General features: G+C 57.8%; 14 protein-coding genes and 2 pseudogenes. 4 read left to right on the top strand and 12 right to left on the bottom strand.

The window, feature by feature from the left end; genetic code table 11:
* The 5 genes and pseudogenes from G9X67_RS00180 to G9X67_RS00160 form a co-directional block, all read right to left on the bottom strand.
* A pseudogene (locus G9X67_RS00180) lies at positions 1–976 on the bottom strand (IS30 family transposase); the annotation flags it as partial.
* A 290-nt stretch (positions 977–1266) separates the two neighbouring features.
* Positions 1267–2640 carry an ISNCY family transposase gene (locus G9X67_RS00175; protein WP_127431940.1) on the bottom strand — a complete coding sequence of 458 codons (1374 nt, stop codon included), beginning with the start codon at positions 2638–2640 and terminating at the stop codon, positions 1267–1269.
* 441 nt (positions 2641–3081) lie between these two features.
* Positions 3082–4314, bottom strand: a complete 1233-nt coding sequence (locus G9X67_RS00170; RefSeq protein WP_127431659.1) for a DUF3422 domain-containing protein — start codon at positions 4312–4314, stop codon at positions 3082–3084.
* 14 nt (positions 4315–4328) lie between these two features.
* A pseudogene (locus tag G9X67_RS00165) lies at positions 4329–5688 on the bottom strand (Glu/Leu/Phe/Val dehydrogenase).
* Between the two features lie 195 nt (positions 5689–5883).
* Entirely contained in the window at positions 5884–6987 is a 1104-nt protein-coding gene (locus G9X67_RS00160) for a saccharopine dehydrogenase family protein (protein ID WP_127431660.1), read from the bottom strand.
* A gap of 138 nt (positions 6988–7125) precedes the next feature.
* Between G9X67_RS00160 and G9X67_RS00155 the strand changes: the two genes are divergently transcribed.
* Positions 7126–7557: an Lrp/AsnC family transcriptional regulator gene (locus G9X67_RS00155; RefSeq protein WP_127431661.1), complete on the top strand. Its 432-nt coding sequence runs from the start codon at positions 7126–7128 to the stop codon at positions 7555–7557.
* Positions 7558–7647: 90 nt separating this feature from the next.
* Positions 7648–8596 (top strand): IS630 family transposase gene (locus G9X67_RS00150; RefSeq protein WP_127431662.1). Its coding sequence is split into 2 segments (ribosomal slippage): positions 7648–7992 and positions 7994–8596, totalling 948 coding nucleotides; the frame shifts between segments, so codons are not numbered across the junction.
* A gap of 56 nt (positions 8597–8652) precedes the next feature.
* Here the strand turns inward: G9X67_RS00150 and G9X67_RS00145 are convergent.
* Genes G9X67_RS00145 through G9X67_RS00130 form a run of 4 tightly spaced genes read right to left on the bottom strand, consistent with a single transcriptional unit; the run spans position 8653 to position 15906 of the window.
* A complete protein-coding gene (locus tag G9X67_RS00145; protein WP_127431663.1) occupies positions 8653–11694 on the bottom strand; it encodes an FAD-binding and (Fe-S)-binding domain-containing protein in 3042 nt (1013 codons plus the stop codon).
* A complete protein-coding gene (locus tag G9X67_RS00140) occupies positions 11691–12941 on the bottom strand; it encodes a pyridoxal phosphate-dependent aminotransferase (protein ID WP_127431664.1) in 1251 nt (416 codons plus the stop codon). The genes G9X67_RS00145 and G9X67_RS00140 overlap by 4 nt, the downstream gene beginning before the upstream one ends.
* 11 nt (positions 12942–12952) lie before the next feature.
* Complete coding sequence (locus G9X67_RS00135; RefSeq protein ID WP_127431665.1) at positions 12953–14485, bottom strand: aldehyde dehydrogenase family protein; 1533 nt, start codon at positions 14483–14485, stop codon at positions 12953–12955.
* Positions 14486–14520: 35 nt separating this feature from the next.
* Positions 14521–15906 (bottom strand): VOC family protein, encoded by a 1386-nt coding sequence (locus G9X67_RS00130; protein WP_127431666.1) that lies wholly within the window; start codon positions 15904–15906, stop codon positions 14521–14523.
* Positions 15907–16011: 105 nt separating this feature from the next.
* Here G9X67_RS00130 and G9X67_RS00125 point away from each other — a divergent pair, with 105 nt between their 5' ends.
* A complete protein-coding gene (locus G9X67_RS00125; protein WP_127431667.1) occupies positions 16012–16944 on the top strand; it encodes a LysR family transcriptional regulator in 933 nt (310 codons plus the stop codon).
* A 201-nt stretch (positions 16945–17145) separates the two neighbouring features.
* Here the strand turns inward: G9X67_RS00125 and G9X67_RS00120 are convergent, their stop codons facing one another.
* Positions 17146–18246 carry an ABC transporter substrate-binding protein gene (locus G9X67_RS00120; protein WP_127431668.1) on the bottom strand — a complete coding sequence of 367 codons (1101 nt, stop codon included), beginning with the start codon at positions 18244–18246 and terminating at the stop codon, positions 17146–17148.
* Between the two features lie 214 nt (positions 18247–18460).
* Positions 18461–19009 (bottom strand): cupin domain-containing protein, encoded by a 549-nt coding sequence (locus tag G9X67_RS00115; protein WP_127431669.1) that lies wholly within the window; start codon positions 19007–19009, stop codon positions 18461–18463.
* 185 nt (positions 19010–19194) lie between these two features.
* Between G9X67_RS00115 and hisD the strand changes: the two genes are divergently transcribed.
* A complete protein-coding gene (gene hisD / locus G9X67_RS00110) occupies positions 19195–20493 on the top strand; it encodes a histidinol dehydrogenase (RefSeq protein ID WP_127431670.1) in 1299 nt (432 codons plus the stop codon).
* A 153-nt stretch (positions 20494–20646) separates the two neighbouring features.
* Here the strand turns inward: hisD and G9X67_RS00105 are convergent, their stop codons facing one another.
* Complete coding sequence (locus G9X67_RS00105) at positions 20647–21174, bottom strand: hypothetical protein (protein ID WP_127431671.1); 528 nt, start codon at positions 21172–21174, stop codon at positions 20647–20649.
* Between the last annotated feature and the right edge of the window lie 14 nt (positions 21175–21188).

Here is a 21188-nt window from a genome sequence, read left to right as displayed (position 1 = left end):
TGGCGGAAGACTTCTGCCGGCGTTTTGTAGCCGAGGCATTTGCGTGGCGTTGCGTTCAGGCGGTTGCAGATCTCGGTGAGATCGCGGTCGCTGAGAGACAGTGGATCGACCTCTCTCGAAAGCCATTTCCTGGCCCGTCTATTGGTGTTCTCGACAGTGCCCTTCTGCCACGGGGATTGCGGATCGCAAAACCATGTCTGCGCTCCGATGCTGGCCTGCAGGTAAGGCCAGTCGGTGAACTCCGTGCCACGATCGAAGGTGATCGAGCGACGGGCGAGGTGGGGCAGGGATTGTAGCACCTGGATCAGGCCGTCCATCACCGGCCTCGATTGCCGGTCATTGTTGCGCAGCAAGACGGCAAATCGGCTGACCCGTTCGACCAGCGACGTCACGTTGGCCTTTCCGAACTTCTTGCGAAACTGGATGAGATCGCATTCCCAATGCCCGAACTGTTTTCGCTCGGCGACGGCGTCTGGCCGGTAGAGAATGTTGACATCCGGGGTGAACCGCTTGCCATGGCGGCGTCTGGCGTGCCGCGGCCGGCGTCTGGCACGATGCTCCGGCAGGTGTCGCCACAGTTTGATGGCGTGACCGTCCGAGGAATAGGCGAACTTATAGATCGTCTCATGGCTGACGGAGATCGGATGGCGCTCAAGCTGCAATCGGCCGGCGATCTGTTGCGGCGACCAGCCATGCATGATGCGCTCGATCACCGATTGGCGGAGCTGCGCGAACCGGGCAAGTTTGCGCAGCTTGGCACGCCGTTCTCGCGCCGTGTCATTGGCCATCACGCAGTAGTAACCGTTGAGGTCCGGCATCTCACGATCCTCGAACGTATTGCGGCGCAGCTCACGGAAAATGGTCGAGCGATGTCGGTGCAGCTTCTCGGCGATCACATCAACGCTGACCCAGCCGTGCGCCAGCGGGCAATCTTGCGGCGTTCATCGATATCGATCTGGGAGTAGGTGCGCTTCATGTCTCGTTCCTTGCAAGGATAAACCGTTGTTATCTATTGCAAGTCGCACTTCATCCTTGAACCCACCCCGGCTACAAGCATTGTGGCGGCAGGGTTGGAATGTCCGTTTGTGTGCAAAGTAGAAGTGTCATTTTGGGCGCGTCTTCAGCTATTTAGAAATGCGACACTCGGCATGTCCACTTGCGCTGAGGCAAGCCCCCGACCGGACCGGCTGGGCCGGGTTGCAAGGGAAGGGAGGGGGCGGATGAGACGCACCCATTGGCTTTAGCTTTGACAGTTGCAGCAGCCGGTCATTCCGCCGCATCGAGGTCAGAGAGCGCTTGGCGCCGTCGGGCAATGACGGCGGGATCGTTCATGAAATCCCTGTTCCGACCGGGCTTGCGGCTCCGCGGCGTATAGCCGTTCTTCTCGCTGTTGGTCTTCACCTTCGGCGTTGGTCGCTGATCCTGCCGCTCCTTGATATAGGCCAGCACATCGGAAAGCCGCTTGTTCTCCGTGATCGCCGCATGCGTCACCCGCTGGTCCTTGTCGAACACCCGATAGGACAGGGAATGGCCTTTCCAGCGCACGTCGAGCCGGCCATCGGCATAGGCATAGGTCTCGACATAGCGACCAACCAGGCCACGCGTCACATCACTCTCTTCCAGCATGATCCGCTGGCGCTCGAACGAAAACGTCAGCTGCGCCCCGACATAACGCTGCTCACGCTTGCACAGGATCTCCTGCAGCCGATCCGATGGCATGTTGATCGGCCGATGCAGATTGTCAGGACGGGTAGGGGCGATGGCAAACCGCTGGTTATACCGCGCCATGAACCGCGGCAGAAAAGCATTGCCATCGTCCATGCTGCCGATGCCCGCTAACCGCAGTTCCTTGATCAGCCGATCCTGCAATGTCCGGTTCATCCGTTCAACCCGGCCCTTCGCCTGGCTCGAATTTGCGCAAAGAATCTCGATGTTTAGTTCCGAGAGTGCACGCCCGAACTGGGTCATGCCCTGGCCACTCTTGGCCTCCTTCTTCGCCACCCGGAACACCGAATGCTTGTCGGAATAGAAGGCAACGGGAGCACCGTGATCCTTCAAATAAAGCTCCAGCGCCTCGAAGTAGCTGAACGCGCTTTCCGAGCGCACGAAGCGCAACTGCATCAGCTTGCCCGTCGCATCGTCGACGAACACCAGCAGCGAACACGAATCGCCGCGATCCTCGAACCAGCGATGTTCCGATCCGTCGATCTGCACCAGCTCGCCATAGGCCTCGCGCCGCAATCGTGGCTGATGAAACGTCCGCCGCTGCTTGCGCGACAGCCAGATGCCGGCGCCCGTCATCCATTGGCGCAGCGTCTCGCGCGACACCGTCAGCCCATCGAGCTCGGCAAGCTTCTCGGCTGCCAAGGTTGGACCGAAATCGGCATAGCGCTCTCGAATGAGAGCCAAAGCATAATCGCGCACGCCCGGGCTGATCCTGTTGTTCGACGGTCGGCCGATCGCCTTGTGCCGGATCGACGCCGCGCCGGTCGTCCTGATCCGCTCCAACAGCCGGCGCACCTGGCGCTCGCTCAAGCCCAGAACACGCGCCGCCGAGACCAGCGTCGCCCGGCCGTCAACGACCTTCGACAAAACCTCGATCCGCTGCAGATCACGCTCGCTCATCGCTATCAGTCCCATCGGCAATCTCCCCGGCGCCAATCAAACGCGGGGAGTGTGACATTCCAACTTTGCAGAAACAGGACACTTTAACTTTGCGGCTACAGACGGTCGTCGCATAATCTAGTTTATGGAACCTATGGTTGGCTTCAGGTGTGTTGCTTTTACTATCGGCGACTGCCACGTAGCGGAGATGACGGAGATCCATGTCTTGCCCCTGGGCACCCGGGTTTGGATGCCTTATCGTTTCGTATCGTGGTTACGCTGAGGCCAACCACGTGTGACTAGCATCGTCAGGCTCCAGTTGGATCCGGCTTGGTCAGGTGGCCGCCGTAAAACTCTTGCATGCGGCTGCGATCGCTTTGATGCCGATGGGCCGTAGTTTTGCAAGATTTCATTTGCTTTCTGGAATTTGGGTATCTGGTGGCACCGCGTCCCTCAATTGAATGATGCAAATAAGTTCTATTCATGGGTCGCGAGTGCACGCTTCACGCGAAGCACTGTGGCTGTCACAGTCACGAACACGAGCGGGAGCGACCCAAGCATCAGCAGCGGGCTTAATTCCCACCCGGCATGTTGACATGCCTCGAAAGCCGTTTTGATGAGACCGACGAGGTAGTAGCTGATGGCGATGATTGAGAACCCCTCGACCGCGCGCTGGATCTTCACCTGCGTCGCTGCCCGTTCAGCCACCGACCTGATCTGAATTGCATTGTGGAACTCGACCTCGACCTGGATGCGGGTTTGGAGCAGGTTCAGGAGATGCAAGGTGGCACCGGACAACTGCTCGAGCCTATGGGCTGCGGCCTCGCAGGTGCGAACCGCTGGCTTGAAACGCCTGGTGATGAACACACCAAAGCGCTGGAAGCCCGGCACATGTGTCTCGCGCAGCTCGCTGATGCGTTCCTCGACGATCTTAGCATAGGCCGCAGTCGCGCCGAAGCGGCTGCGAGTTTCCGCCGAAGCGGTGATGATGGCGGCTGAAAGCTCCGAGATCTCGTTGAGCAGGTTCTTGTGCTGATCTGCCGGCGTCGACTGATTGCGGTCTGCCAATTCTCCAAGCCGCGCATCGAACTCGGCAAGCCGCGGCGCGAGCCTTCGTGCGAGTGGCAACCCAAGCAGCGCCATCGAGCGGTAGGTCTCTACCTCGTAGATTCTACGGACCATTCGCCCAAGCCGATAGGCGTTCAAATCCTTGTTGAACAGCAGCGTATGGCTCCACCCGTTAGAACGAACCCGGAAGTCGGAGCAAACTTGGCCAGCCCCTCCTCCGATCATTGACGCGGCGCTGACATCAAACCCGAATTTCGGCAGGAAGTCGCCCAATTCATCCGGCGCAGGCCCCATTACCAGGATACTGACCTGACCGATAATCGATGCCGAAGGCAGACCGAGCATTGCGAGAATGTCGGACGTCACCAGCGTTGGCGCCGGCCATTGTTCCGGTTCGTGATCGAGCATTGTCACGCGTGTGACGGTTACGAACTCTGTGTGATACTCGACACGCGTCTTTATAAGGTCGGTGTCATGCTTGCCCAAAGATATGGAGCCGCCCGTTTGTCTAGCAGGCGACTGAGCCGGCATCAGAGCGAAATGCTCGACGAGTGCCGGCCCGGCGAAATATATGGACGGCCGCGCATGAAGTTCGGCCGTAAAGTCCGCTGCCGTCGGCTGATCCGTCTCTCCTGTTAGCATGCCGCGCCCCCGAACTAAATCCCGATTGCCTCATAGGTGTCGGCGACCTGCCGGATGGAAGCGACATAGGCTGCGGTCCGGTAATCGCCGAGTTCGGGCTGTGTCTCGAGAAGATCGCCGATGCGTGCCCAAGTGCTGCGCATGACGTCTTCGAGGCCGGAGCGGACAAGATCTATTTCGTCGCCGCGTTCGAGGAACTCGTCGCGGATGTCGGCGGGGAACTCCCTGCCGGTCATCCGCTCGAGCGCCGCCGCAATCGTCTGGTTGCGTCGCTCGCGCCGACGACGTTCCATCAGGCCGAAGGGGATATGCGTCAGGTTCTTGACCCACTCGAAGTAACTGACGACAACACCGCCGGCATTGACATAGAGATCGGGGAGAATGGTGACGCCGCGGGAGCGGAGGAGCTTGTCGGCCTCGAAGGTGACAGGACCATTGGCCGCTTCGACGACGAGGTGGGGCTTGATGCGTTCGACGTTCTCGGCGTGGATAGCATTTTCCGTCGCCGCCGGGATGAGAACGTCGCAGCGCTGTTCTATCTCAGTCATGTCGCCAGCAAAGGGCCTGGCGCCTTCAAAGCCGAGAATGTTGCCGGTGCCGATTTGGTGCTGCTTGAGCGCTTCGATGGAAAGGCCTTCGGGGTTGGCGACGTAGCCGTCGCGATCAGCAACAACGTTGACGCGTGCGCCGTCCTCTTCGGATAGGAACTTGGCGGCGTGATAGCCGACATTGCCGAAGCCTTGCACGATAACGGACGCGCCTTTGAGATGGCGCCGGCCATCAAGACCTTGCGTGCGAGTGTCGCGAAGATAGCTCTGGATGGCGAATTGCACGCCACGAGCAGTGGCCTCCGTTCGGCCGGCGATCCCGCCCTTCGACAGCGGCTTGCCGGTGACGCAAGCGCGAGCATTGACGACGTCGGTCGGATTGGCACGGCGGAATTCATCCATCATCTAAGCCATTTCCCGTTCGCCCGTGCCGCCAATATCGGGGGCTGGAACGTTGACACCGGGACCGATCAGGCAGCGTTTGTTCAGTTCCTGGGTAAAGCGGCGGGTGATGCGCTCAAGTTCCTGCGGCGACCACTCGCTCGGATCGATCTTCAGTGCGCCCTTGGAGCCACCGAATGGCACGTCGACGAGCGAGCACTTGAGCGTCACTAATGCGGCAAGAGCCTCGACCTCATCGGCGTCGGGCATTCGAGGCATAGCGGATGCCGCCTTTGACCGGTTCGCAGTGCTCACTGTGGACCGATCGCCAGCCGATGAAACTGTACATTTGACCACGAAGGCGCACGCCGAAGCGAACCGTGTAGGTCGAGTTGCATTGGATGATCCGTTCAGCCAGTCCCTCCCCCAGATTGAGGAATGACATGGCATGACGGAAGTTCTGGTCGACACTTTCAAGGAAACTGGCGGAATTCATCGGGCAATGCTCGTTGGGGCCTTCTGTTGTTGTAAACGACTGGCGGGTTGCCAACCCCACCCTGCGAGGGGTGAGCCGCAGCCCGCGTTCAGAGCGACACGCCCGACACCATCAACGCCAGGCGCCTGAAGTCATGACAAGGGACTAGACCGCCTTCTTCAGACGCATGGCCTCAGGATCGTAAACCTGGCCAAAGCGATTGTTCAGGAAATCTGCGAGCGCGACTTCCTCCTGCCGAACGAAGCCCTTCTGAGGCAGTTTTCCATCGGCGAGGAGGTCGAGAACCGTCGTGATGCCGGCGGCCGTCGTGATTTGGATCGCGCTCATCGTTTTGCCCGCGACGACACCCGAATAAACCTTGTTGGCGTAGGTTTCCTGCATGTAGCGGCCCTCTTTCCAGCCACACACGGTGACGAAGATCACGACCACGTCCTGCATCGTGGCCGGCAGAGCATTTTCGAACAGGTCCTTGAGCACGTCCCGGCGGTTCTTGAGATTGAAGTCGTTCAGCAGCGCCTTGATTATTGCCTGATGGCCTGGGTAGCGGATCGTGCGGTAGTTCATCGTCCGAACGCGGCCCTCCAGCGTCTTGGCCAGGGTGCCGAGACCACCAGATGTGTTAAATGCCTCGTAGGTAACACCATCCAGCGAGAATTCTTCGCGCTCTTCCATGGCCGGCACTGTAATGAACTTGCCCTCAACAATCGCCTCACATGGCTCGATGTATTCGTTGATCAGACCATCCGTGCTCCAGGTCAGATTGTAGTTCAGAGCGTTCGACGGATATTGCGGCAAGGCTCCAACGCGCATGCGCACGCTATCCAGCGTGTCAAAGCGCTTGGCAAGGTCGTTGGCAACAATCGAGATAAAGCCGGGCGCGAGGCCACACTGGGGAATGAAAGCAACATCTGCACCTTCGGAGAGCTCCTCGACCTTCTTGGTCGTTGCGACATCTTCCGTCAGGTCAAGGTAATGCACCGAGGCTTCCAGTGCAGCCTCGGCGACTTTGCCGGTCAGGTTGAAGGGCGCCGCGGACAGAACGGCGAACTTCCCGCGAAGCATCACTACGAGTGCCCCGATGTCGGTGATATCAACGACTTTTCCGGAAATCGCAGGATGCTTGTCGAGCTTGTTGATCTGCGCCTGATCACGATCGGTTACGACGACATTGTAATTGCCTGTTTCGGCCAGCATCAATGCGATGGCGCCACCGATCTTACCTGCGCCAATGACCATTATATCCTTCATTTCAGTCCCCTTCGCTTCAGGATTTGAATGTTGTCAGTTTGACTAGATCACACGCCATATCATAGGGTCACATTGCTATTTTTGTTGGCTTGTTTTAAGCACTTCGCCGTATTGGATAGTCTGAATGCAGAGGTTCTGATGAATGTAACGGAAAAAGACCGCGAACTGCTCGATTTGCTTGGCGAGGATGCGCGCGCGCCCGTGGCGAGCCTTGCCAAAAAGCTCGGTTTGTCGAGAACGACCGTTCAGTCCAGACTTGATCGCCTGGAGCGTGAAGGGGTCATTGCCGGATATAACGTGAGACTGTCCGATGAGTATCAATCAGGTCTTGCGAAAGCGCATGTCATGATCACGCTCGCGCCAAAAGTCTTATCACAGGTTTGCGTTTCGCTGCAGGCAATCCATGGTGTGAAATCACTGCATTCGGTGAGCGGCACATTCGATCTAATTGCGGTTCTCGAAGCTCCGTCGATTTCGGAACTTGATCAACTCGTCGACGGGATCGGAATGATCGATGGCGTTGAGCGAACGCTTTCCTCGATCATCATGTCCACCCGGCTAAGCCGCTAGAGCGTATCTGGATTTAGTTGAATCGGCAGGGATTCCGTTTTTGTGTGTTTTGTGATTCAAGATGCTGGCTGGAGTGGAGGCCAGCATCGAATGACGCGACCTCTTTCCAATGATCTTCGTGAGCGTGTTGTTGCTGCAATCGAAGCCGGTGAGAGCTGCCGGTCGGTTGCGGCGCGGTTCGGTATTGCCGTGTCTTCAGCGGTAAAGTGGTCGCAGCGTTATCGTTCGAGCGGATCTGTCGCGCCTGGGAAGATGGGCGGCCACCGCAAGCGGGTTCTGGAACCGCACCGGACGTTTATCGTGGAGCGGATCAACCAGACGCCGCATGTGTCACTGCACAGGTTGAAGGAAGAGCTGGCCGCGCGAGGGGTGAAGGTATCCCACGATACGGTATGGCAGTTCCTGCGGCGTGAGGGATTGCGGTTCAAAAAAACCACTGTTCGCCCTTGAGCAGGCGCGCGCTGACGTCGCGCGACGGCGACAGCGCTGGCGATCCTGGCAGGCTGGCCTCGATCCAAGACGGCTGGTCTTCATCGATAAAACCTGGATCAAGACCAACATGGCGCCGCTTCGAGGGTGGGGGCCGAAGGGCAAACGCCTGCGCAGCTTCGCCCCGCACGGACATTGGCGCACCCTGACTTTCCTCGGCGCGTTGCGCTGCGATCGGCTCACCGCACCCTGTGTCTTCGATGGACCGATCAACGGTGAGTGCTTTCGCGCCTATGTCGAGCAGCAACTCGTACTGGTGCTCAAACCCGGCGACATCGTCGTGATGGATAATCTCGGCTCCCACAAGTCGGTCGCCATCCGTCAGATGATCCGCAACGCTGGTGCTCGGCTCTGGTACTTGCCGCCGTACTCCCCCGACCTCAATCCAATCGAACGGGCTTTCGCCAAAATCAAGCACTGGATGCGCCTGGCTCAGAAGCGAACCATCGATGACACCTGGCGCCACATCGGACACCCCGTCAAAACCATCGAGCCCAGCGAATGCAGCAACTACTTCGCCAATGCCGGATACGCTTCCGTCAAAACCTGAAACGCTCTAAATACATCCAGCTAGATGCGCCTCGCCGCTGATTGCGACGCCAGTATCTATACTTTGAAATTGACAAGGCGTTCTATGACTTGAAGGGGATGCTCAAGACCAACAGCGTCAAGGGTCTTGACCTGCGACCGGCAGGAATATCCAGTGACCATGACAACGTCCCCTTTTTGTCGGCCTGCGATTGGAGACTTCCAACTCATTTCATAGAGCGCTTTCGATAATCTTCTGTTGCGCGTCTCGTGCCCAAACGTGCCCGCCATCCCGCAACACCCCGTCTCGGCAACTGCGAGTTCAATACCCAATTGCGCGAATACCGCCTTCCACTGCCCGATGGCGGCAGGCGCGTTGGTTCTTTCCGTGCAATGGGGCATGAGCGTGTAACGTATACCTTCGATGGATTTGGCTAGAGGTTGCTCTGCTAGAACATTTGCAAGCCACTCTTGCGGCAGGGCTACATCGGCCCCTAGGGGCTTGCCGGGCACCGCGCTATATTCGCTGCGGAAGGCAAGCGTCATTGAAGGATCAATGCCAACTAATGTTACGCCAAGGTCAGTAAGCCCTTTCAGGTAGACGGACGTTCCTCTTGCCGCCCTTTCAAAGCGGCCGAGATAGCCATGCACATGCAGCGCTTTCCCGTTGATGTGCGGGGCGGCAAGCAAAGGCTCATAGCCCAGCTTGCGGGCAAGGCTGATCGCCGCCAGTGCGACATCCGGATCGAAATAGGAGGTGAAGACATCCGGCACGAATACGACTGTCCGGGACAGTTTTGCATTGGAGAACCGTGTCAGGTCCTCGGCATGCGCAATGGCCACTCCCAGCCGCCTGGCTTCCTTGGGTAGCGATACTGCGGGCAAATGTGGAAGTGCCGTCAGCCCAGCCAGACGCGTCAGTGCCTTGCCAGGCACAGTGCCTGCGACGAGGTTATATAGCGGCCGCACACGCGCCATCATCGGCAGCATTGTTTCGATGGATGCAACGAGCGGGTCCTTGAGGGGCCGCAGATAGCGGCCATGGTAGATCTCCAAAAACTTGGCCCGGAAAGAGGGGACACTCACCTTAATAGGACATTGCCCGGCGCAGGCTTTGCAGGCGAGGCAACTGTCCATCGCCGCCTTGACCTCATGCGAGAAATCGCCCGCGTTTACCGGGGAAAATGAATTGACGATACGGCGTGGCAGTTGCCACAGCCTGCCGGCCTTGCGCAAACCCTCTGCTTCTCTCCGTGGATCAATATTTTTCTCGGCCAGCATTCGCAGCCATTCGCGCATGAGTGATGCTCGTCCTTTGGGCGATTGACGCCGATCCCGTGTCGCCTTGTAGGAAGGGCACATAGGACTGGTTTCATCAAAATCGAAACAGGCACCATTGCCATTGCAATAGGCGGCGTTGTCGAACGCGGCGCGGATTTCGTGCCCAATAATCCTGTCGAAACCGCCGCGGAGCGGCACCTCATCGATCTTCAGCAAAGGTCTTCCGTTGATGCTGGTGATCTTGCCTGGATTGAGCCGGTTTTGCGGATCGAAGCCGCGCTTGATGTCCTGCAGGCAAGGGTAAAGGTCTCCGAAGAATTCCGGCACATATTCCGAACGCACGCCCTTGCCATGCTCGCCCCATAACACGCCGCCATATTTGCGGGTGAGCGCCACCACCTCATCACTAATTTGGCGAACCAGGGCTGTGTGATCCGGTCGAACCAGATCAAGAGCCGGGCGGACATGCAGCACTCCAGCATCGACATGGCCGAACATGCCGTAGGACACGCCTGCCCTATCGAGAAGATCGCGAAACTCGCGGATATAGGCGGCCAAATGCTCAGGCGGCACGGCGGTGTCCTCGACGAACGGCACCGGCCGAATCGATCCTTCGACATTGCCGAGCAAGCCCACCGCGCGTTTGCGCATGGTCCAGATCGCCTCGGCATCGGCATGGCCGCGCGCCACCGTGAATCCCAACCGGTTTGCACCGGGCCGCGCCTCGAGCGTGGTAGCGACCTCCGCGATCTTTTGCTCAAGTTCGTCGGGGCCGCCAGCCAAGATTTCGACGATGTTGATGCCGTTTGCCGCCCGCTCCCCGTCGGAGGGAAAGAAACGGCCGATCGCGTTCCACACAATATCGCCCTTGGCAAGATCGAGAACTTTCTCGTCAACCGTTTCGATCGAGGCGACGCCGAGGGAAACCAGGTTGCGGGCATCTTCCAGCGCAGCATTGAAATCGCTATAACGGACGTTGATGAGGGCCACCTCGGCAGGAAGCGGCATGAGATTGAGTTCGGCCTCAGCAATCAGGGCGAGGGTTCCCTCCGACCCGCACAGCACGGCGTTGAGATCAAAAAACCCGTCCTGTCGTCGCACATGCGCCAGATCGTAGCCGGTCATGTACCGGTTGAGATTTGGGAAGACCTCGGCGACCCGCTCCTGCGTTTCCCACGTGATGCGCTCCACGATCCGATGCACTTCACCGATGCGGTCATCGCGCGCACATATCTCCGTAAGCTCCGCGTTTTCGAGCGGGCGTGACCAGAAATCCGAGCCGTCCGTCAGCACGACCCGCAGACCCAGAACATGGTTCGACGTCTTGCCATAGAGGCAGGAGCCCTGCCCGCAGGCATCGGTGGAAATCATACCGCCGATCGTCGCCCGGTTCGAGGTGGAAAGTTCCGGCGCGAAGAATAATCCATGCGGCTTCAGCTCCCTGTTGAGTTGGTCCTTGACGACGCCCGCCTCAACGCAAGCCGTACGTCGCATCGGGTCGATTTCGAGAATACGGTTCATGTGCCGTGAACAATCGACGACTACGCCATCGGTCAGAGCTTGGCCGTTGGTGCCTGTGCCACCACCACGCGGGGCGATGACGATGGTGAGGAAAGCTGGCTCCGAAAGGGTGCGGGCGATGATTTGCATGTCTTCCGCATCGCGGGGAAAGACAATCGCCTGCGGCTCCACCTGATAGATGGAGTTATCCGTAGCATAGACCGTGCGGGAGGCCGCCCGCGTTTCAATATCGCCGCGAAAGCCCGCCTCGATCAGACGCTCGGAGAAGCTGACAGGAGCGTCAGCGATGGAAGCTGGGCGATCGAGGCATGGAATCATGGCGGGAGAATTGATCCTTTCAGAGCCGCACAAGCCCGTTCGATGCGGTTCAGCGCTTCGACCAGTTCCTCCTCCGATGTCGCATAGGAAATGCGGAAGAAGGGGGAAAGACCGAAAGCAGAACCGGGCACCACAGCTACCTGTGCGTCTTCCAGGAGGTAATCAGTAAAGTCAGCATCAGTGGCGATGGTCTTTCCATTCGGGGTGACCTTGTTCAGTATACCGGCGCAGCTCGAAAAGGTATAGAATGCTCCCTCGGGTGTGCGGCATTCCAGACCCGGAATGGCATTGAGTCGACCGACCACCAGATCGCGACGTCGCTTGAAACTTGCCTGGCGGTCCTTCAGGAACTCTTGTGGACCGTTGAGCGCGGCAATAGCAGCTGCCTGACTGATCGAGCACGGGCAGGACGTCGCTTGGCTTTGGATGACCGCCATGGCCTTGATCAGCGCCTTAGGGCCACCGGCATAGCCGATACGCCAGCCGGTCATCGCGTAAGCTTTGGACACACCATTTACCGTGAGCGCTCGCTCTTTGAGCCGCGGTTCGAGTGCCACCGGTGTAACGAACTCAAATCCGTCATAGACGATATGCTCATACATATCGTCCACCATCAGCCAGATATGCGGATGACGTAGTAGTACATCGATCAGGGGCTGGTAATCCGCCGCACTGTAGGCCGCGCCGGACGGATTGGACGGCGAGTTCAACAGCACCCAGCGGGTCCTTGGCGTAATCGCGTTCTCAAGTTGTTCGGCCTGAAGACGAAACCCGGCCGCCGCATCGCACGGCACCAGAACAGATGTACCGCCGCAGACTTCCACAATGTCGGAATAGGAGGTCCAGCAGGGCGTGGGTATGATAACCTCGTCTCCCGGATCTATGGTCGCCATGAAGGCGTTGAATAGGATCTGCTTGGCGCCGGCGCCGGCGGTCACTTCGTCGATGGCGTAGTCGATGCCGTTTTCCCGCTTAAACTTCGCGCAGGCCGCCTGCTTGAGAGCCGGCGAACCATCAAGCGCGGTATATTTGGTCTCACCTGCGTCGATGGCCGCCTTCGCAGCCTGCTTGATATGGTCCGGTGTGTCGAAATTCGGCTCGCCCGCGCCGAGAATGATGACGGGGAAGCCCTCTCGCTTCATCGCTGCGGCTTTGGCGCCAATTTGCAGGATTTTCGAAACGCCGACAGAGGCGATCCGCGCGGCGGGTCGGAAGCCCGCCTCACCAATGTCTACTGAGATCATCATGGCGTAGAGCTCTATTCAATAATGAAGGAGACACCCTGCGCTAGCGGCAAGGCTTTCGAATAGTTGATCGTGTTGGTGGCGCGGCGCATATAGGCCTTCCACGCGTCGGAACCGGACTCACGGCCCCCGCCGGTTTCTTTTTCTCCGCCGAATGCCCCGCCAATTTCAGCGCCGGAGGTGCCGATATTCACATTTGCGATGCCGCAATCTGAACCATCCGCCGCCAGGAAACGCTCGGCTTCGCGCATGTCCAGCGTGAAGATCGACGAGGAGAGACCGGCACCTACTGCATTGTGGTCGGCCAGAACAGTATGGAAGTCGCTGTACTTTAGGACATAAAGAATTGGTGCAAAAGTCTCTTCCAGCACCGGACCTTCATGCGCGGGCATTTCCACCAGGGCCGGCTTCACATAATAGGCGTCCGCGCTACCGGCGTCGAACCGCTCGCCACCATGTACCGCACCACCATGGGTCTTGGCTTTGGCGATTGCTCTTTGCATCGCTTCAAAAGCCAGTTTGTCGATCAACGGACCGACCAAGGCGCTTCCGTCAAGCGGGTTGCCGACGGAAACGCTGGAATAGGCCGTCTTCAAGCGCGGTACGAGCTGGTCATAGACGCTTTCATGAACGAAGAGGCGGCGCAGCGTGGTGCAGCGCTGGCCGGCCGTGCCCATTGCGCCGAAGGCAATGGCACGCAGTGCCATGTCGAGATCCGCGGAGGGACAAACGATACCGCCATTGTTGCCGCCCAGTTCGAGAATGGCCCGGGCGAAACGCTTGGCAAGACGCGGACCGACCTCGCGGCCCATCCGGGTAGAACCAGTTGCCGAGACCAGCGGCACTTTCGGGTGATCGATCAAGACTTCGCCTGCGGTGCGATCGCCGATGAGCACTTGCGCAAGATTAGCTGGTGCATCACCGAAGCGCTTCAGGGCGCGCTCGAGGATGCCCTGCGCGGCAAGCGCGGTCAGGGGTGTTTTTTCGGAAGGTTTCCAGACGACGCTGTTGCCGCAAACCAGCGCCAGAGCCGCGTTCCAGGCCCAGACGGCAATTGGGAAGTTGAAGGCGGAGATGATCCCTATGACACCGAGCGGATGCCAGGTTTCCATCATCCGGTGACCGGGGCGCTCCGTGGCGATGGTCAGACCATACAACTGACGAGACAGGCCTACCGCGAAATCGCAGATATCGATCATTTCCTGTACTTCGCCCAGGCCTTCGGAGGGGATCTTGCCTGCCTCGATGGACACGAGACGGCCCAGATCGGCCTTGGCAGCGCGCAGTTCCTCACCAAACAGTCGTACCAGTTCCCCACGCTTCGGCGCAGGCACCAGACGCCATGCGCGGAATGCAACATCTGCGCGATCGACAATCTGAACTGCTTCAGTTGCAGACACTGTTTTCAGACTGCCGGTCTGCTCGCCTGTGACGGGAGAGAAGGAGCTAAGGTTCCCGCCAGTGTAGGCGGCTTTATCCACGTCGAGGCGGTTCAGAATGGAAGCAGCTTCCGCCTTGAGGGAGAGATTTACAGGAACATTGTTCATCTATGGAAACTCCGGAAAACGGTTGGTTCGGCCGGTCACTCGGCGGCAGAACGCTTCTGAATCGCATTAAGGCAGGCTTCGATCGACGCCTTTTCGATGCCTTCGTAGTGATCGAATTCGTTCAAAACTTGTGCTCCGAGGCCAGCTGCGAATCGCACCTGGTTCGGGCTCGCTTCGAATTCCTGCTGAGCACCGTCGCCCAGATTTGACTGGAAGATTCCGGCCGCACTGACGGGCAGAAAGTCTTCATAGACGATGGGATCGAAGCGGATAAAGCCTTCGGCGATCAACGTATCGAGATCGACCGACGCCGTACGCCCAACCTTTTCGGTCACTGCATAAGTGAAGTAACCGAGACCCTTGGAGCGGATTGACGCCCAATCATCTGGAAAAGCCTTGAACGTATCGGCAAGTGCGGCCGCATAAGCTGCGGCATTGGAGCCATCGGCGGCCGGACGTACGATCTTGCGAGTGTCGTTCAGCAGCTTGTCGTAAAGGGCGCGGCCATTCGGAGTCAATGCGACGCCGCGCTGCTCGATCTCGCCGAAGCGGGCCGTATGGGTGGCAGCCTGCCAGCCCCCCTTGCCATCCTGGAAAGAAACTGGCTCTTCCAGAGCCTTGAACGACGTCTGGCGCAGAAGGATCGGGCATTTGCGTGTGGGCGGACCTTCGATCACAGCCTTGGGCGCAATGCCATATTCCGGCATAAGCGCTTGCACCTTGTCGATGTCCAGGGTGCGGGGCGTCAGGTGGTTGATGTGCGGCCCCTTGAACGAAACGACATCCGCTAACAATCGGTGGGCGTCGTGAAGGCGATGGTACATGGAAAGCTCTACATTGGCCTTTTCGTGCCAGCGGAAGGTCTCCAGTACTTCCGATACGAAACGGGCAGCATCTTCCTTTCCGAACCCGCTTTCCCTCTCCGCCTTTTCCGTCAGGGAAACAGCACCATGCGTGAAGATCTGGCGCTCGGCAAGAACGGCCTGCGCCTCTCGCCGCAGGTCTTCGTCCGCGATCAGGTCGAGGCGCAGGAGCGAGGTAAATACGCGGAAGGGATTGCGCTTCAGCGCCTCTTCCCCAACCGGCCGGAAAGCCGTCGAGTGAACAGGAACAGCCGCGGTCGACAGATCATAATAGCCGACCGGATACATTCCCATCACCGCGAAGATGCGACCCATCATTGCAAGCTCAGCTGCGGTGCCGAGCCGGATGGCCCCGTGCCGCTCCTCGGAAATGCGCTGCAAGTTGTCAGTCGCTTCGAGACGGGATTTCAGCTCCGGATCGCTGGCCAGCGCCTGTTGGTTCACGCGAGCGACCAACTCCATGAGTGTGCCATATGCCGGAACTTCTTCTCGATACATTGCGGACATCGCACTCGAAAAGGAAGCCCGGATGTCGCTTGCGGAAACCTTCTCCGGCATGGTGGAAATTCCTGTAGTTAGCGCTTATCATTCACTTTCATCACCGTAACCCGGATTTTCGTAGCCGTGTTGTGAGATATTCGGTTAAATTAATGAGCGATTGGAATGTATATGCGAAGAGCCATGATCCCGGACATCATAAATCTGCAGGCATTCGAATGCGCTGCGCGTCACGAGAACTTCTCCAGAGCAGCTGAAGAACTCAATCTCACCCAGGGTGCCATTAGCAGGCAGATAGCTGAACTTGAACAGCAAACTGGACTTCGGCTATTCGAGCGCATCAAACGTCGTGTCGTGCTTTCTGACGCAGGACAGAAACTGTTGCCTGAAGTCAGACAGCTTCTAGTGCAGTCTGAGCGGCTGATGATTGGAGCCGTAGCAGCCGGAACCATGAGTTCGTCCCTGCGAATTGCCACACTGCCGACTTTCGGGGCCAAGTGGCTTGTTCCCAAGCTCGGAAGGTTCATTGCCGATCATTCCGACGTTGCTATATGCGTTGAGTCCCGCTCGAGCCCGTTCAGTTTCGCCGAGGAGAATTTTGATATGGCGATTCATTTCGGGCAGCCCACATGGGCAGGTGCAACCGCCACGTTCTTGTGCAACGAATCCGTTTTGCCTGTTGCAAGCCCGGCTTTTCAAGAGAGGACTCGTGCGGCAACGAACGACCCTTTCTGCAGTGCGCAATTGTTGCACTTGACGACAAGACCAAAGCTGTGGTCTGACTGGTCCGCCCATCACGGCATACGGATTCCGCGCGCGTATCAGGGTCCGCGATTTGATCAATTCTCCATGATCATTTCGGCTGCGGTCGCGGGCCTTGGAGTCGCTCTCCTCCCTACATATTTGGTTGAAGATGAGCTTGCCTCCGGCACGCTGGCCCCGTTTGTCCCTCTATCAATGCAAACGGAGAATGCGTACTATATCGTTCGCCCCGAGCAGAAGCGAACGCTAGGGCTCGCAGTGGAGTTTCAGGAATGGCTTCTTCAAGAAATCAATAGATCAATCTCTATCACCGCTCTGGGGCCAAATATTTCATGAGTCCCGAACAACATGCTGCCGCGAGCAAAGCCGCTATCTCGTTAGGGACTTTCCCTGACTAACGAGAAGTTGCAGCCGAAAAATACAATGACGTAGAGGTTCGTTTGACTTGGCACCTGGCGTCGACACCTCCTACGAGAAGGTGTCGACGAATTTCCAAAACAACCTTGCCTCAATCCGCCAAAGGGGTGCCAGGTACTCTCATTGGGAAAGAATTGACACGCAACGCTCAAGCGCTAGCTCATAGTTAGTGCGTCCGTCAGCTTGTGTCTGACCCCACCATTCATAGTTCTGCGGGATTTCTTTGCCTTTCCGCTCGGGCGCGCCCGGAAGGGCTTCAACCAGATCCTTTGACAGTAGCGCGAATGCGTCGCTATTTATTGGACCGTACGGAATTTCTGTGGAGAATGCCGCCTGGGGCTTCGCTTGGGAAATATAGGCCAGGAATTTAAAAGCATTTTCCTTGTTGGGTGCATCTTTCAGCACCACCCAGTAATCATATTGCAGCAAGGCTTGTTCCCAAGATAGGGCGAGTGGCGCTCCCTGCTTTTTTGCACTTATGATCCTACCATTGTAGGAAGCAGCCATATCGACCTCACCGCTCACAAGGCTTTGAGGCGCGTCCGCGCCAGCGACCCACCAACGGCCAACATTCGGTTTCATTTTTGTGATCTTCGCAAACGCGCGCTCCACGTCGAGAGGATAAAGCGCTTGAGGCGAAACACCGTCACCCAAGAGTGCTGTTTCTAACAGCCCCCCGTTTAACAGACTTTCACATTTCGGAAGGCCTCGTTTACCTGGATATGCATCAACGTTGTAGAAATCTACCCAATTCCTTGGAGCATTCTCTTCAGAGAACATCCTAGTGTTATAGGCTACGTTCAACGAGAATATAACAGCGCCGACCCCATACTTGGACTTTAGATAATCGGGCATACCATTCAGTGTATCCTTCCCGAAGAGGCTGTAGTCAATTTCTTCAGCTGCGGATTTATTGACCCAGGTAGGTAACGAACCTCCATTTATCTCAGTTATGTCTGCGGCCGGTTGACCCAGTTTAATTGAAGCCAACATCTTGCCGTCGTCTTGCGGCACGACGACAACTTTGATCCCCGTGTCACGAGTGAACGGCTCAAAGAAGGCTTTGCGTTGAGCAGCCTCCCAAGCGCCACCTCCAGATGTAACAACGACCTCTCCAGTTCCGTTTAGGTTTTCAGGCACAGTTTGTGCCCAGGCGGATGTTGCCACTACTGACCAGCCCAGCGCGGTACTGATGGCGATGGCAAGTACTGATGTATTCATGCTTTCTTCCTCCTTGACTAAGGCTCCCACTCAAGCAGTGTAAGGGTACGCGCCTGTTTGGCAGAGCGGACGCCTTAAGCGTACGTAGCTTCAGCCTTGAACGGTCATTTCCCTGAGTTCTGGACTGCCCAATAGGAAATCACGTTTCAAGCATTTGGGAAGCAGCCCTGACCACTCTGGTTATTATTCTCACCATCTGTTTGGAGGTCCGAGACTAGTAGGTGGGCGGCGTGATCGCGCTGAGGATTTCGCTCTGTCGGTCATCGACGTTGCGAAAGCGGTGAGGCAGCCGGCTGTCGAAATAGTATCCGTCACCCGGTTGCAGCACTCGTTTCTGATCTCCAACCGTGACCTCCACCTTCCCCGATAGCACCATGCCAGCCTCCTGCGCGGCGTGTGAAAACTCCTCGCCTGTATCAGCGCCGGGCGCATAGCGCTCGTGCAACATCAACAACTGTCGGTTTGGATGATCCAGTCCGATAACCCTATATGAAATTGTATCGACCTTTCCAATCTCGGCCAGGTCAACAGACGCGTAGAACGGAGAGTATGGAAGGGTCGACTGCAAATCGGAGAAGAAGCCAGGCATTGTCGTGCCCAAGGCTTCGAGCACCGCGCTGAGCGTATCAATCGAGGGGCTCATCCGATCTCGTTCAATAAGGGAAATTGTTGAATGAGATATCCCTGAACGGGCGGCCAGTTCTCGAGCACTCAAATTGCGGCGACGGCGCAACTCATGCAGCTTGCTCCCGATCTTGGGCATGTGACAGCTCTCCCCGTATCATTCAACCAGACCCACAACGACACCATCCATGTCGAAGGGAAGACCAGATGCAACATACAGGCTAAATGCTGGTGAATATACTGAACAGGCGGTTGACTGGCGATTGCCGGGCCGCTGAGCTTCCACGATGCTGGCGTGGATTATCCCAATTTCAGGAGATTTTGATGACGCCGCGTCTTGAAGCGTTGAAAGGCAAATTCGTCCAGCTGAAGCAACCGACCAGGGACGCCGTCTCCGATACAGCGCAAGTCGAAACAACCGTAAAGGAGATCATCGCAAATGTCCGCAAGCGAGGTGACGCGGCGGTTCGCGAATACTCCCTCGCCTTCGACAAGGCTGACGTCGCAAACTTCGAGGTCACCGAGGAAGAAAAGCTGAAGGCTGTTGCTGATCTTGATCCGCAGACCCGCGAAGACACCGAGTTCGCGATTGCCAATGTCCGTCGCTTCGCCGAGGCGCAACTTGGCACTATTTTGCCTCTCGAAATCGAGAGCCTTCCCGGTCTTCACCTCGGTCATCGTGTAATCCCGATTGAAACGGTTGGCTGCTATGTACCGGGCGGTCGTTACCCGCTTCTTTCGGCTCCGGTGATGACCATCGTACCGGCAAAGGTCGCTGGCTGCGACCAAGTCATCGCTTGCCTTCCGCCAAATGCTCACCCGGCCATGATCGCTGGCTGCCATCTCGCGGGCGCCGATCGCATCTTCCGCGTCGGCGGCGCGCAAGCAATCGCCGCCATGGCATATGGCACCGAGACGATCCCGGCCGTCGACAAGATCGTCGGGCCCGGCAATGCCTTCGTTAACGAAGCAAAGCGCCAGGTGTTCGGCCAGGTCGGTATCGACCAGCTTGCCGGTCCCAGCGAAATATTCGTCGTTGCTGACGAAACGGCCAATGCAGTAACGATCGCAACGGACCTGCTCGCCCAGGCCGAGCATGATGTCCGCACCCGTGTTGGTGTGGTCACAACCGACCGCAAACTCGCTGAAGACATTCTAAGCGAAGTCCACAATCAGTTGGAAACCCTGCCGACGGCACCGGTGGCAGCGGTCGCGTGGAAGGACTACGGCGAGATCACCGTTGTCGAGGACGAAGAGGCGATGATTGCCTACTCCGATCACATCGCAACGGAGCACTTGCAGGTCCACACCCGTGATCCGCAGGCAACCGCGCAGAAGCTACGCAACTACGGCTCGATTTTCATTGGGGAACTTGCCAGTGTCGTCTATTCCGACAAGTGCTGTGGCACGAACCATACCCTGCCGACGATGGGTGCAGGGCGCTACACGGGCGGGCTCTGGGTCGGCTCCTACGTGAAGATCGCTACCCACCAATGGCTGGACGAACGCGGTGTTGCCGCCGTTGCTCCCGCAGCTGTTCGCCAGAGCGCGACCGAAAAACTCGAGGGCCATCGCCGCGCCGCCGCACTTCGTCTTAGACCGAAGCAACTCGCCGCAGAGTGATGTGGTCCCACCTTGAAGTTTGCATGACCGATGCGATCGATGGGATTGGCTCCTCATGGGAAAGGAGTTGGCTTTGCGGCTCTCATGGAGACACAGGGCGGCGGGAACCCAAAAGGAGCGCTTACTTCAACGCACCCATTGCGAGCAGTTGGGTCATTTCCGACCGATGGGATTTCTGAATTCATTCGCGGCTCTGAAACGCTGAAACTCGGTCTTAGCAGTAGACAAAAGGCCTCCGTTGATGAAGAGGTCTCTGGCGACGGCGGCCATTGCCTTGGCTGCAAGTGCTATGCCCTTGTGTGCGGCCGGTGCCTTGCCTTGCGCAACGAGTTGCCACGAGTGGGGCGGCGTTCCGACGGCATAACACGGCACATGGCATTGGACGGTTGGTACGATCCAACTCAGTGTTCCTACGTCCGTCGACGACGATGGGGTCAACCTTCCGTTCAGCGGCGAATAGATGTCGCTTGAAAGCACCTCATTCTTCTCCGGCAGCCCATACTCCGCGTAGGACGTCCTTATGTCCGTAGGCGACAGGGTCTTTTGAATCTCGGCGGTAAACCTCTTGTCCGCGTCGTCTAATTGTGGCCCACCAAGTACGGCCAGGTTCCGATGCGTAGCCATTTCGAGCGGAGCATTCCCAACAAGATTGGCTGCCCCCGAAAGCTGCTTGAACGCCATTGTATCTCGGTCAT

This window comes from Rhizobium sp. WYCCWR 11152 (assembly GCF_013087615.1).
Lineage (GTDB): Bacteria > Pseudomonadota > Alphaproteobacteria > Rhizobiales > Rhizobiaceae > Rhizobium > Rhizobium indicum.
The sequence above is the reverse complement of the archived record's forward strand: the minus strand, read 5'-3'. Positions and strand labels throughout refer to the sequence as shown.